This is a genomic window from Streptomyces odontotermitis (assembly GCF_050510915.1).
GTDB lineage: Bacteria > Actinomycetota > Actinomycetes > Streptomycetales > Streptomycetaceae > Streptomyces.
This window is the reverse complement of record NZ_JBNJLS010000020.1, coordinates 1-12,884: the sequence shown is the minus strand read 5'-3', so window position 1 is coordinate 12,884 and position 12,884 is coordinate 1. Positions and strand designations below refer to the sequence as shown.

Annotated in this window: 11 protein-coding genes and 1 pseudogene; 5 read left to right on the top strand and 7 right to left on the bottom strand. The window is 65.3% G+C overall.

Annotation, left to right across the window (positions count from 1 at the left end):
- Positions 1-69: 69 nt before the first annotated feature.
- On the top strand, positions 70-711 hold the full coding sequence (locus ACQB60_RS36230) for a TIGR03086 family metal-binding protein (RefSeq protein ID WP_496930370.1): 642 nt from the start codon (positions 70-72) through the stop codon (positions 709-711).
- Between the two features lie 564 nt (positions 712-1,275).
- Positions 1,276-1,629 carry a hypothetical protein gene (locus ACQB60_RS36225; RefSeq protein WP_496930369.1) on the top strand — a complete coding sequence of 118 codons (354 nt, stop codon included), beginning with the start codon at positions 1,276-1,278 and terminating at the stop codon, positions 1,627-1,629.
- Positions 1,630-1,718: 89 nt separating this feature from the next.
- Here ACQB60_RS36225 and ACQB60_RS36220 read toward each other — a convergent pair whose 3' ends face one another.
- From ACQB60_RS36220 to ACQB60_RS36190, 7 genes are all read right to left on the bottom strand, one after another.
- Entirely contained in the window at positions 1,719-2,573 is an 855-nt protein-coding gene (locus ACQB60_RS36220; RefSeq protein ID WP_496930368.1) for a thioesterase family protein, read from the bottom strand.
- A 113-nt stretch (positions 2,574-2,686) separates the two neighbouring features.
- Complete coding sequence (locus ACQB60_RS36215; protein ID WP_496930367.1) at positions 2,687-3,355, bottom strand: trimeric intracellular cation channel family protein; 669 nt, start codon at positions 3,353-3,355, stop codon at positions 2,687-2,689.
- A 125-nt stretch (positions 3,356-3,480) separates the two neighbouring features.
- Entirely contained in the window at positions 3,481-4,689 is a 1,209-nt protein-coding gene (locus ACQB60_RS36210; RefSeq protein WP_496930474.1) for an ABC transporter ATP-binding protein, read from the bottom strand.
- A 23-nt stretch (positions 4,690-4,712) separates the two neighbouring features.
- Positions 4,713-5,810: an ABC transporter ATP-binding protein gene (locus tag ACQB60_RS36205; RefSeq protein WP_496930366.1), complete on the bottom strand. Its 1,098-nt coding sequence runs from the start codon at positions 5,808-5,810 to the stop codon at positions 4,713-4,715.
- Positions 5,807-6,808, bottom strand: coding sequence for an ABC transporter permease (locus ACQB60_RS36200; RefSeq protein ID WP_496930365.1), 1,002 nt, complete (start codon positions 6,806-6,808; stop codon positions 5,807-5,809). The genes ACQB60_RS36205 and ACQB60_RS36200 overlap by 4 nt, the downstream gene beginning before the upstream one ends.
- A gap of 130 nt (positions 6,809-6,938) precedes the next feature.
- Positions 6,939-8,696: an ABC transporter substrate-binding protein gene (locus tag ACQB60_RS36195; protein WP_496930364.1), complete on the bottom strand. Its 1,758-nt coding sequence runs from the start codon at positions 8,694-8,696 to the stop codon at positions 6,939-6,941.
- 100 nt (positions 8,697-8,796) lie between these two features.
- On the bottom strand, positions 8,797-9,801 hold the full coding sequence (locus ACQB60_RS36190; RefSeq protein WP_496930473.1) for an ABC transporter permease: 1,005 nt from the start codon (positions 9,799-9,801) through the stop codon (positions 8,797-8,799).
- A gap of 629 nt (positions 9,802-10,430) precedes the next feature.
- On the opposite strand from ACQB60_RS36190, the gene ACQB60_RS36185 reads away from it, so the two are divergent.
- The 3 genes and pseudogenes from ACQB60_RS36185 to ACQB60_RS36175 all read left to right on the top strand — a co-directional run bounded on the left by ACQB60_RS36185 (position 10,431) and on the right by ACQB60_RS36175 (position 12,482).
- Positions 10,431-11,030: a hypothetical protein gene (locus ACQB60_RS36185; RefSeq protein ID WP_496930363.1), complete on the top strand. Its 600-nt coding sequence runs from the start codon at positions 10,431-10,433 to the stop codon at positions 11,028-11,030.
- A 255-nt stretch (positions 11,031-11,285) separates the two neighbouring features.
- Positions 11,286-11,474 (top strand): annotated as a pseudogene (locus ACQB60_RS36180) (helix-turn-helix domain-containing protein); the annotation flags it as partial.
- 84 nt (positions 11,475-11,558) lie between these two features.
- Positions 11,559-12,482 carry a helix-turn-helix domain-containing protein gene (locus tag ACQB60_RS36175; protein WP_496930485.1) on the top strand — a complete coding sequence of 308 codons (924 nt, stop codon included), beginning with the start codon at positions 11,559-11,561 and terminating at the stop codon, positions 12,480-12,482.
- The last annotated feature ends 402 nt before the right edge of the window (positions 12,483-12,884 follow it).

Below are 12,884 nucleotides of genomic sequence, written 5' to 3'. Positions count from 1 at the left end.
CGGTCGCGGCAGCCGCAGCAGTCGCACGGAGCCCAACTCGTGTGCTCACGAAGACTTTTGGAGACAGAGATGACCTCGACGAACCAGCCCCTGCCCGACCCCCGCCCGCTCTTCGCCCGCGCCAGCGAGCAGGTCCTGGAACTGGTGGGGTCGATCAAGCCCGAGCAGCTGTCCGACCCCACACCCTGTACGGAGTTCGACGTGCGCGCCCTTGCCGGCCACCTGGTGGGCGGGCTGCGGCGGATCAGGGTGGTGGGCGAGGGCGGGGACGGACTCGCCGTGGACGTGGACGTCAAGGGGCTCGCGGACGGCGAGTGGGGCGCCGCGTATGAGGAGGGGCGCCGACTTGCGATCGCCGCGTGGACGGACGACGCCCGCCTCGACGCGTCGGTCACGGTGCCCTGGGGCGAGGTACCGGGCCGGGCGGCGCTGTCCGGCTACGTGATGGAGTCGGCGACGCACACGTGGGACCTGGCGGTCGCGCTCGGGCGTTCCACGGGCGAGCTGGACCAGGAGGTCGCCCGATTCGCGCTGGGGGTCGCGCGCCAGGTGCTGCCCGCCGACCGGCGGGGTGAGGGAGTGCCTTTCGCCGACGTGCAGCCTGCGCCTGAAGGGGCGGACGTGTACGGGGAGTTGGCGGCTTGGATGGGGCGCGAGCCGTTCCCCGAAGGGAGCCGAGCCGCTGGCCCGTCCAGTGAACTACGTGACTGAATAGGGTCGTTGTGGCCGGACGGCGACTCTGTGATGATCCTGTAAATCGGCAAGGCGTCAATTGCTCATGCGTGTTCACGGGAGAGGGGATTCACGATGCCACGTCGCTCCATCGGCCGCCGGGCTGCCGGACGGCCACCGTTGCACTGAGCCTTGGGGCAGCAGCGTTCACCGCCGCCCCCGCTGACGCTGCGCCATCGGTCAGTGCTGGCGAGCCAAGCTCAGCTGCCCGCTGGAAGGAGGTTGGCCTTTACGACAACGAGACGCAGTGCGAAAGGGGCGGAGCGTACTACTTGCGCAGCGGATACTCCGCATACAAATGCCTGAACGCCTTTGCCCCTCCAATGGAAGGCTATTGGCACCTATACGTCCGATAACTGACAGGTTCCAGATCCGCTGTTTGCTACTCGAGGGCGCCAGCGTGTGTATTTTCCGAGCTCACCAGACAGGCGTATGACCAAGCTGCTGCCGTGAGCCCGGATACTCCGTGACGCACTGCAGTTCCTCCACAACCATTCGAAAGGGCAAGCTTTGAAACTGCGCTCGATACAGACTGCCGTCGGAGTGCTGGCACTGGCCGCCACCACCTTTGTCGGCAGCGCCACCTCCGCTTCGGCCGGCCCTGGGGACCCGGGCGACGGCTGGGACCATACCTGGGAGGCATACGGGGCGAAGCTCTACGTCAAGGAGAACGGCGACGTCATCTCGGTGTGCGACGCCGCCAGGAACGGAAAGCCAGCCTGGGCCAGCCTCGGCGATTACTCAATGACCGTCACCAATGGCTACGGCAGCTGCAAGACACACCGAGCTTCCGAAGGAGGCGTCTACAACCTCCCGGAGTCGGCAAACATCACCGTATGGTTCGGCGAGAACCGCACCACACGGTATGAGACCGTATCGTTCTTCAACGACCACTGACCCTTCGGTCGGGCCTGCGCCGTTTACGAAGCCATACCCCAGCAACGCAGCCGGATCCACCCATCAGCAAGGGACCTCACCCAAGCTGCTCAGTGCAGCCGCACCCGCGCCAACTGCCGCGACTGCGCCACCAGCCGGTCCTCGCTGTCCCAGACCTCCGCGTCCTCCTCCAGGAAGCCCCCCGCAAGGTTGCGGGTCGTGATGGAGACGCGGAGGGGGCCCGGGGCGGGGCGGTGGCGGATGTGCGTGGTGAGTTCGACCGTGGGGACCCAGCCCTTCAGGCCCAGTTCGAAAGCCGTGGGAGGCAGGGCGTCCACCACCAGGAGGAGCGACAAGGGGTCCGCGTCGCGGCCGTCCGCCAGGGAGAACCACGCCCGCATCTCGCCCTTGCCCGAGGGCGCACCGAGGGCCCAGCCGAGCGTGGACGGGTCCAGCTTCAGCGCCAGGCGCTCCGTGATCGCCGAACTCCCGGGCACGGGCGGGGCGTTGTCGGGGGCGTCCTGCGGGCCGAAGCACTGCTCAAGGGGCGGGATCGCGGGCGGCTCGGCCGAGGTGCGGACGTCGTCGGGGAGGGTGTCCAGGTCGCCGTAGGACGCCAGGACGCGGATGCGCTCCACCTCCCGGCCCTCCTCGTCGTACTGGAACAGCGACGCCTGGCCGGTGGAGAGCGTGCGGCCGCCGCGGACCACATCGGTGCGGATGACCGCCGGGCCCGGCTGCGACGCCGTCAGGTAGTGCGCCGAGATCGTGAAGGGGTCGGCGTGCGGCAGCGCGTCGGCCAGGGCGCGGCCGATGAGGGCGAGGAGGTAGCCGCCGTTGACGGCGTTGATGATCGTCCAGCCCGTGGAGAGCTCCGCGTCGTAGACACTCGGCTCGCGGAGCGTGACCCGGGTGTCCCGGTCGAACTCGCTGTCGCCGATCGTCGCTGCTGCTTCTGCCTTCATGCAGGCAAGGTACAACAGGAAACTACTGAGCGGTAGCTTTTCTCGATCCGAAGCGACCCGAAGCGATCCGAAGCGACCCGAAGCGACCCGAAGCGACCCGAAGCAGCTCCCGCTCACCCGGCCTCTTCCGGCTCCACCGCCGCCGACCTGCGGTTCCACGCCCGTGGCGCCCGCCAGTGGTACTTCATCGCGAGCAGTCGCAGGACGAACGCCGTCACGATCGCCAGACCGCTCGTGAACGCCGTCAGGGCCTCGTAACGGATGCAGAGCGCCACCATCGTGGCGCCGACGATCGCGGGCACCGCGTACAGGTCGCGGTCCCAGCGCACCAGCGACGGCACCTCGTTGGCGATGATGTCGCGCAGCACGCCGCCGCCCACCGCCGTCGCGAGGCCCAGCGCCACCGACGACGTGAGGCCGAGCCCGTAGTCGTACGCCTTCGTGGTCCCCGTGACGCAGAACAGGCCGAGGCCCGCCGCGTCGAACACATTCACCGCGAGCTGGGTGCGCTCTACCTCGGGGTGGAGGAAGAAGACCAGCAGCGCCGCGAAGAGCGGGGTGATGAAGTAGCCGAGATCGGTGAAGGCCGCCGGGGGCACCGCGCCGATGACCAGGTCACGGAAGAGCCCGCCGCCGAGCGCGGTGACCTCGGCGAGGACCGCGATGCCGAACACGTCGAAGTTCTTGCGCACGGCGAGCAGGGCGCCGGAGATCGCGAAGACGAAGATCCCGACGATGTCCAGGGCGTGCTGGACGGAGGGGGTGAAGAGGTCTTGGAGCACGCGCCATTCTTACCTGCGGCCGGGCATGGCCCCGGTATGTGCCGCTGTCAGCCGGATACGGTGAGCGGGAGAGGGCTGGGGGCGCTCTCCCGCTCGGAAGGTCCGGATGTGAGCCCCTCTGGGGCCTACTTCTCGGCTTCCTCACCCTTGGAGACCTCGGGGATGTTCGATGTCTCCAAAGTCGCGTCCGTGTCACCCGCAGGCTCGGTCGGAGTGGCTGGTTCAGCGAGACCACCGTTCCCGGCGTCTGCGCCAGCGACCGTCACCACGTCGATCGCCTCTCTCGCGGCCGAGATCAGCTCCGTGTCCTCCGGCGCCTGATCCTCGAAATTCTCCGGGTGGTGGCAGGCCACCTGCTGCCCCGGCCTGAGCGCGACGAGCGGGGGCTCCTTCGTCGTGCAGATCTGCGTCGCCTTCCAGCACCGGGTGTGGAAGCGGCAGCCCGAGGGCGGCGCGATCGGCGAGGGGACGTCGCCCTTGAGGAGGATCCGCTCGCTCTTGGCTCCACGCCGCTTGGGGTCCGGCACAGGAACGGCGGAGAGAAGCGCCTTGGTGTACGGATGCATCGGGTTGGCATAGAGATCCTTGCGATCCGCCAACTCCACGATCTTGCCTAGGTACATCACGGCGATGCGGTCTGATACATGCCGAATCACCGACAGGTCGTGCGCGATGATCACATACGTGAGGCCAAGCTCGTCCTGAAGGTCGTCGAGGAGGTTGACCACCTGCGCCTGGATGGACACGTCCAGGGCGGAGACCGGCTCATCTGCCACGACCAGCTTGGGGCGGAGCATCAACGCCCGGGCGATGCCGATGCGTTGGCGCTGGCCACCGGAGAACTCGTGCGGATAGCGGTTGTAGTGCTCGGGGCTGAGCCCCACGCGCTCGAGCATTTCCTGCACGGTCTTCTTCACCCCGCCCTCGGGCTTCACGCCCTGGAGCTTGAAGGGGGTGCCGACGATCGTGCCGATGGTATGCCGCGGGTTCAACGACGAGTACGGATCCTGGAAGATCATCTGCACGTCACGGCGCAGCGGGCGCATCCCACCGGCGCCCAGGTGCGTGATGTCCGTGCCCTCGAACTCGACTCGCCCGCCCGTCGGTTCGAGCAGCCGGGTGATAAGCCGGCCCATGGTCGACTTGCCACAGCCCGACTCCCCCACGACACCAAGCGTCTCACCGGGCCGCACATCGAAGCTCAGCCCGTCGACCGCCTGCACTGCGGCCACCTGGCGCTGGAGCAGCCCCTTCTTGATGGGGAAATGCTTCACCAGGCCGTCGACCTTGAGCAGCGGCTCGGGGGAGCCCTTCGACTGCGCCGGGATCGTCATCTCCTGGCCTTTCGCTTCGTCTTTCACAGCTTCGGCGCAATCTCTTCGGTCCAGATCCGCGTGCGGTCCTCCTGCGCCATGTGGCAAGCGGAGAAGTGCCCCGGTGCCACCTCGCGCAGCTCGGGACGCTCGCGACGGGTGATCTGCTCCTTGGGCACGTCCGCGTAAGGACAGCGCGGGTTGAAGGCACAGCCGCTCGGCAAGTTGATCAAGCTGGGCGGGGAGCCCTTGACCGGAATGAGGCGGTCGGTCTCCTCACGGTCGATACGCGGCATCGACCCCAGCAAGCCCCAGGTGTAAGGGTGTTGGGGCTCATAGAAGACCTTCTCGGCAGTACCGCGCTCCACACAGCGGCCGCCGTACATGACGAGGAGCTCGTCCGCCATCTCGGCGACCACACCCAGGTCGTGCGTGATCATGATGACTGCGGAGCCGAACTCCTTCTGCAGATCCCGGATGAGGTCGAGGATCTGTGCCTGGACTGTCACGTCCAAAGCGGTCGTCGGCTCGTCCGCGATGAGCAGCTCAGGGTTGTTCACCAGCGCCATCGCGATCATCGCGCGCTGCCGCATACCGCCGGAGAACTCGTGCGGGAAGCTGTCGACCCGCTTGTCCGGTTGAGGAATCCCCACTCGGTCGAGCATCTCGATGGCTCGCTTGCGCGCGGTCTTCTTGTCGACGTTGTTGTGGACCCGGTACGCCTCGGTGATCTGCCTGCCGATGGAGTAGTACGGGTGGAGCGCGGAGAGAGGATCCTGGAAGATCATCGCCATGTCCCGGCCGCGCAGCTTGCGCACCTCGTCGGGGTCGGCGCTCAGCAACTCCGTGCCATCGAGCCAGATCTCGCCGGAGATCTGCGCCTTGCGGACGCCACGCTGACCGGCCGTGTGCAGACCGAGAATGCCGAGCGAGGTCACAGACTTGCCGGAACCCGATTCACCGACAATGCCGAGTGTTCGGCCCTTCTCCAGCTGGAAGCTGAGACCGTCGACGGACTTGACCAGGCCGTCGTCAGTCGGGAAGTGCACTTTGAGGTCGCGCACTTCGAGGAACGCGGTCGGAATAGGCGTGGCGGCTACGGGTTCACTCACCGCGGCACCGCTCTTGTGCAGTTCGGTCATCCCAGCCTCACTCGCGGGTCGATGACGGCGTACAGAATGTCCACGATGAGGTTCGCGATGGCGATGGCGAGCGCCGCGAACAGCGTGACGCCGAGGATCACCGGGAGGTCCTTCCGGTCGATGGCCCGGACCGCTTCGAGGCCGAGGCCGGGAAGGTTGAAGGTGGACTCGGTGAGCACGGCGCCGCCCATGAGGACGCCGAGGTCGAGGCCGAAGACGGTGAGGATCGGTGTCATCGCGGAACGCAGGGCGTGCCGCCGGATCACAACGGACTCCCCCAGGCCCTTGGCCCGTGCGGTTCGGATGTAGTCCTCACCCATGACTTCGAGCATGGTGGCTCTGGTGAGCCGGGCGTACATCGCAGCGTTGAGGAAGGCGAGCACGATCCACGGCAGGATCATCGTCTCCAGCCAGACACCGGCCGGATCGTCGGTGCTGAGGCTGTCCGCGATGTTCACCCAGCCGAGGTTGTGCACGAAGATGCCCATCGCGACCATGCCGGTGAAGAAGACCGGCATCGAGACTCCGGCCAGCGCGGTGGTCATGGCGGCCCGGTCCCAGATGGTTCCCCGGCGGAGTGCGGAAACCACACCGGTGGCGACACCGGCGGCCAGCCAGAGCACACACGCGCCCGCGGCGAGCACAGCGGTCACGGGAAGAGCGCTCTTGAGCGTGGCCCAGACCGGCTCTTCGGTGGTGAAGGAGTAGCCGAAACAGGGCGCCGGGCAATGGGTCACGTCATCACCGTTGGCGAAGTCGCGCCCCATCGGAATGCCCTTGACGAAGTCCCAGAACTGAACGAGCAGCGGATCGTCAAGGCCCAACTTGGTCCGGATACCTTCGATCTGCTCAGCTCCGGTCGCCTTGCCGGCGAAGAGGACGGCAATGTCCTGCCCCGCCCACTTGGGCAGCATGAAGAAGACGGTGAAGGTCGCGAGCAGTACGACCAGCACCATGATGATGACGGCGATCAGGCGCCGGATGAGATAAGCAAGCACTGTGCGCGGCCCGGCGGTGGCGAGGCCCCCTCGTGAGGGGCCCCGCCACCGCCCGGGGCCATCACCTGCCCTTCGGACTGGCGGGATTCGGCGGCGGCGTTACGGGCAACTACGGGTACGTCGGTGGCGGTTACTTCTTCTCGTCGACACCGAGCGAGACGTAGTCGTAGCGGCCGTTGTAGGCGTCGGACATGTAGGCGTTGGTCAGCCGCGAGCCACGCCAGGTGATGTTCTTCTCGTAGAGGAAGGGCATCCAGTCGGCGTTGTCGAGGATCCTCTTGTCGAGCTCCTTGTAGATCTCGCCAGCCTTGGCCGAGTCGGTCGCCGCGATCGCCTTGTCGAAAAGCGCGTCGATCTTCTTGTCCTTGAGCTGCGCCTCGTTGTAGTTGCCGGTCTCCAGCAGGAAGCGGCTGTCGAACAGCGGCTGGGCGTAACCCTGGCCGGACGGGAAGTCCGGGCCCCAGCCACTCATCTGCATGCTGTAGCCGTTCTTCTTGACGACCGCCGGCGAACCGGTGATGGAGGCGGTGTTGTCACCGGTGAGGTTGGAGACCTGGACCTTGATGCCGATCTTCCCCAGCTGCGCCTGCAGCGCCTCGGCGGCGTCCACCTCGCCGGGGTTGTCGCTGCGGGCCGTGAGCTTGGCGCTGAAGCCGCTCGGCTTGTTGCACTGCTTCAGCTCGTCCTTGGCCTTGGCGATGTCCGGCTTGCCCTTGCGCTTGAGGACGCCGTACGGGTCGTAGTCGCTGTTGCCCGGGATCGACTTCGGGAACGTGCTGTTGGCGATGTCACCGGCCGCGACCTTGCCGCCACGCGTCCGCTGCAGCTCGGCGAAGTCCGTGCCGTAGAAGACGGCCTTGCGGCAGTGCACGTTGTTGAACGGCTCTGCCGTGTGGATCAGAGCGACGTAGCGCACGAAGGACGTGTGCATGTTGTCGACGTTCGCCTTGTGGTCCGTGATGGCGGAGACCCGGCCAGACTGCGTCATGCCCGTGCCGTTGAGGTCGACGTCGAAGTCGCCGTCGATCAGCCTCTTGTCGTTCTCCTCCTTGTTGCTCGAGAACGTCACGTCGATCTTGTCGGGCAGGGCAGGGCGCAGCGGGTCCGAGGACTTCTTCCACTTGGTGTTGCGCACCAGAACGATCTTCTTGCCCGCCCGGTTCGTCTCGAACTTGTACGGGCCCGAGGAGAACGGCCGTTGCGTGTACTTGGACTTGGTGTCCTCCGAAGCCTTCACCGGCGAGCCGGACGGCATGGCGAGGAACTGCTCGAAGTCACCATTGGGCTTGGGAAGTTTGAAGATGATGGTCTGGTCGTCCGGCGTCTCGATCGCCTTCAGACCCGCCTTGTCCTCGTACGGGCCCTTGTACTCATTCTTGGGGTCGAGCGCCTTCGTCAGGTACTGCGGGCCACCGGTGATGACCTTCTTGGCCCAGATGCGCTCGATGCCGTACTTGATGTCCTTCGAGGTCAGCTTGGAGCCGTCCTCCCACGTCAGGCCGTCACGCAGCTTGTACGTATAGGTCTTGCCGCCGTCCGAGATCTTCGCGTTGGAGGTGGCCAGGTCCGGCACCAGCTTGGTGCTCGCCTTGCCCGGCTTGGTGTCGTACGTCACCAGCTGCCGGGTGTAGAAGCGCATGAAGTCCCAGGACATGCCGTAGTAGGCACGCTGGGGGTCAGCCGAGTCGAGGTACTGCTTGGCGACCATCTTCAGCGTCCCCCCCTTCTTCTGGGACGCGTTGGCGACCTTGTTCAGCGCCGCGTTGTACCCGGCACCGCCCTTGCTGTCGTCGCTGTCGCTGCCGCCGCACGCCGTGGTGGTCACCAGCGCCGCGACGACGAGGGCCGCACCAGCGGTGAGCCGTCGCTTCGAGGGAACTGTGGGCATTTTCTCGCAACCTCCGAGATTCGCGGTCCCTGGCTGAGCTGCCGGAGAGCCATACGTGGAGCCACCTGACATGCGGCAGGGGCAAGTCAGTTGGGAATTGCTAGCGGGTTCCCTTGGGATCGAGCGCGTCGCGCAGCCCGTCCCCGAAGAGATTGAAGGCGAGGACCGTGATGAAGATCGTCGCGCCAGGGAAGACCATGAACATCGGATCGTGCTCGTACGTCTGGAGCGCGTCACGCAGCATGCCACCCCAGGAAGCCGTCGGCGGCTTCACACCGGCGCCGAGAAAGCTGAGGGCCGCTTCGGTGAGGATATTGGTCGGGATCATCAACGTCGCGTAGACGGTGATCGGGGCGACCAGGTTGGGCAGCAGCTCACGGAAGAGGATGTGGCGCCGTCCACCGCCGAGGCTGCGAGCAGCCTCCACGTATTCGCGCTCACGGAGCGAAAGCGTCTGTCCTCTGACGATCCGCCCGACGTAGGGCCAGCCGAAGAAGCCGATGACCATGACGAGGATGGCGACGCGCACGCTGGTGCCGGTGAGGCCGAGGAGGTCGTCCGGGAGGACGGAGACCAGGGAGATGATGAAGAGCAGCTGCGGGAACGAGAGCAGCACATCCATGATGCGGCTGATCGTCGCGTCGACCCAGCCGCCGAAGTAGCCAGCGATGACGCCGAAGAACGTACCCAGAGCCACCGCAACCAGGGCCGCCAGGAAGGCCACCAGAAGCGAGATGCGGGCGCCATAGACGATCCGGCTGAAGATGTCACGCCCCTTGTTGGGTTCGACCCCGAAGAGGAAGTCGCTGCTGACACCCCCCAGCGCTCCCTTGGGAAGGTTGGTGATCTCTTCCAGCTGGTCCTGGTGGAAGTCGTTGGGCGGATGCCCCAGAAGGCTCACTATCAGTGGAGCGAAGACGGCGACGAGGATCAGGAAGACCACCGTGATGCCGCCGGCCAGAGCGACCTTGTCCCGCTTCAGGCGGCTCCAGGCGATCTGCTTGAGGGACCGGCCCTCGACCTTCTTCACCCCTGCATCAACTGCGGGGGCGACGTCCTGGGTCGGATCCGCGTCCGCAGGTGTGTCATGCAATGGTGCCGTCATCGTGGCAGGGACCCCTCTCAACCGGTGGTGACCGGCCCGCACTTGCCGCTGTAGCGACGTGATCAGTCCGTCGTACATAGGGGCGAAGGCCCCTGGAGCGGGAGTCTTCATCGGGGCCGTGAGCGTGTGCCAGACCCCACCGGGAAAGGATGCGCAACCGTGATGCGGTCAGGGGGGTTCCGTTATCCGGACAGCCGTGAACGGGGGGCGGACGCGGGACAGTTGGGGTCACTATGGGCGCAACGTGCCACCAAGGGACATTGAGCCCAGGGAGAGAATGCCGCACACCGCCGCCGACCCCTCCTGCTACGACACCGTTCGAGGTAACAGGCTCAACCAGCCAGCAAGTACCAGGCGTTGAGATGCCTCCACCTCGAAGGGCAACAAGCAGACAGCCCGACCAGGGTGTGACGCACGCCACATCAGCATCTTGACATGTCCAGTTCGCCTCGAATTCACCTCTCAAGCCAGGACGCAAAGCAGACATCTGACACCCATCACTGCCGCTATTTCATGCGTGAGAAAGTAAATCTGAGGACAATCTGAGGTTCCTTATGGCGGAAATCACTGAACCGCTTGCCGAGGTCACACCGAGTGGGTAATTTTTCTGCCGCCAGCACGGAATGACCGTGCTGCGAGACCAGAAAACGGGGCAGAAAGTGACTGACTCCAGAAAGCGTTTCGTGTCGACGGCTGTCGCAGCTACGGCACTGCTCGCCGGTGGCCTTGCGGCAATCCCCGGAACCGCGTCTGCTAGCTCCACCGGATCTCAGGCATGCGAGCCGGACATCTCCTACCGCGTGACGAAGTTCGGCGGTCCCACATACGGCTCCCTGGGCTCTGTGGTCGGGAAGAGGAACAGCTCCTCCAGCAAAGCCACGCTCAAGTGGTCGATCAAGACCACCAAGAGCCGGTCCTCGAAGTGGCTGTTCGGAGGTGGCGGCAGCATCAACTGGGGAATAGTAAAGATCGAGGGCAAGACCAGCTACGACGTCACCAAGAAGGTGTCCAGCGGAAACACCGTCACCAATACCATGAAGGTCGGCGCGCACAAGCGGGGGTTCATGCAGCCGATGGTGATGTATCGCAAGTTCAACATTTCCAAGATGCGCCAAAACGGAAATTGCACTTGGGTTGAACTCAAGGAATGGAATATGAAGGCGATCGTAGCGGACCTCGTCTTCGCCGAGTGCCAGACCAAGCACCGGTCGTGCAAGCCGAAGCCGTAACGCCGGCGCGAGGTCGCGGCATGCTCATCTATGTCACTCACCCTCGCGTTAACGGATAAGGATGGATACGGGGGAAGCAGGATGTGGGGTGTCGATCCCCCTCACGGATGCGTGAGGGGGATCGACGGCATGTTCGCCGGGCGGGCTGTTTGAGAGGGCGGCTCAGTCATGTACTCGCAAGGTCAGTCTGGAAACCTGCCTCCCCGGGGCAGGACAGAGGTACCGTTCTGACGTCGACGCAGAACGGAATTCCGCATGTCGCACCCCCCTGAAGAACACGTCGGGGCCCGTATCGCTCGGATCCGTAAGCAACGCGGTCTGCTGCAGCAGTGCCTCGCGATGCGCGCGAACATCTCCAAGTCCCTGTTGTCCAAGGTGGAGTGCGGCCAACGACCCGCTTCACCGTCCCTCATCGCTACGTGTGCGCGTGCACTCGGCGTCTCACCGTCGGAGCTCCTCGGGCAGCCATACACGGATGAGTTGCGCCGAGACCGGATAGACGCGTTGATCCAGCCGATCCGAGAAGGCATGGAGAACTGGGACGTGCCCCTGGACTGGGAGACACCTCCCCGTCCTGTCTCTCTCATCCGAGCCGACGTGAATCGGGCATTGGAGCAGCGGCGTCAAGCTGAATACACCAAGGTGGTCCGGGACTTGCCTGCACTCATTGATGAGTGTGTGCATGCCGTACACACCAACTCAGGCGAGGGGCAGCGGGAGGCATACGAGGCACTGGGGGGGACCTTCCGATGCGTATTTACTGTCTCATGGAAGTTCGGCTTCCTCGATCTAGCAACCGTTGCGTTGGACTGTCTTGCTTGGACAGCTCCGCGCGCCGACGAACCGGGGTTGGAAGCCATGTATGGGTTCCTGCGGGCCCAGACCACCTTGGCCTCCGGCCGATACGACGTTGGAATGCGGGTGGTGGACCGGGCTTTGCGGGATCTGGAGGGACAGGTCGCGCGCCGCCCAGCAGGTATTGAAGCCATGCCGGGCATGTTGCATTTGAGGGCTGCCGTCATCGCAGGCAGGACGAAAGACCGTAACCAGGCCGACGCCCGGCTCGCCGAAGCACGCCACCTTGCAGAGCAGACAGGTGAGTTGCCGGACTACGGCGTCACCTGGGGTCCCGCTAATGTGGGTGTCCACTCGGTAGCGATCGCCGCCGAGATGGAAGAGTTCGGCCAGGCCATCGAACTCGCCGAGAGTGTACGGATTCCGCGCGGCTGGACCCGTTCCCGCGCAGGACACCACTGGATGGACCTTGCCAAGGCGCATGCCTGGGAGGGAAACCCAGCGGAAGCGTTGGATGCTCTGCAGAAGGCTCGGCGCATCGCACCGCAACAGACTCGGTATCACCCGACGACGCGGGAGACGGTCTTTGCCCTCAAGCGCCGGGAGCGCACAAGGAGTGGCTCGCTTTCCCAGTACGCGGAGTGGATCGGCCTGTAGTACCTGTCACAGGGACGAGTTGCACTGTTCAGTGCAACTCGCGGTAGACGACCGTCGGCACGCTTGCGAGGTCAGAAGGACCCCCGCGACCACTGGTGACGGCCCGGGGGCATGGGCAACGCTAAGCAAGGAGCGTCGACATGCCGCGCTGTATCGCCCGCCCCCTTGAAGCTCTGTTGCGGTTACTGATCCCATCCCGAGGGCGGCACAGGGCTGGCCCTGATCGCCGTACCGACACTGCGACAGCTGCTCCGTGCGTGCCCGTGCCCCACTCGATCGCTTCTCAACTGCCCTCTGCGCGACGAGAAACCAGCTTCCTTCTGCGCCCATACATCCTCACCAAGGCCGAGCATGCCGAACGCCGAGGGCGGGTGTTGCAGCGTCGGCGTCGCCGAACGCTCT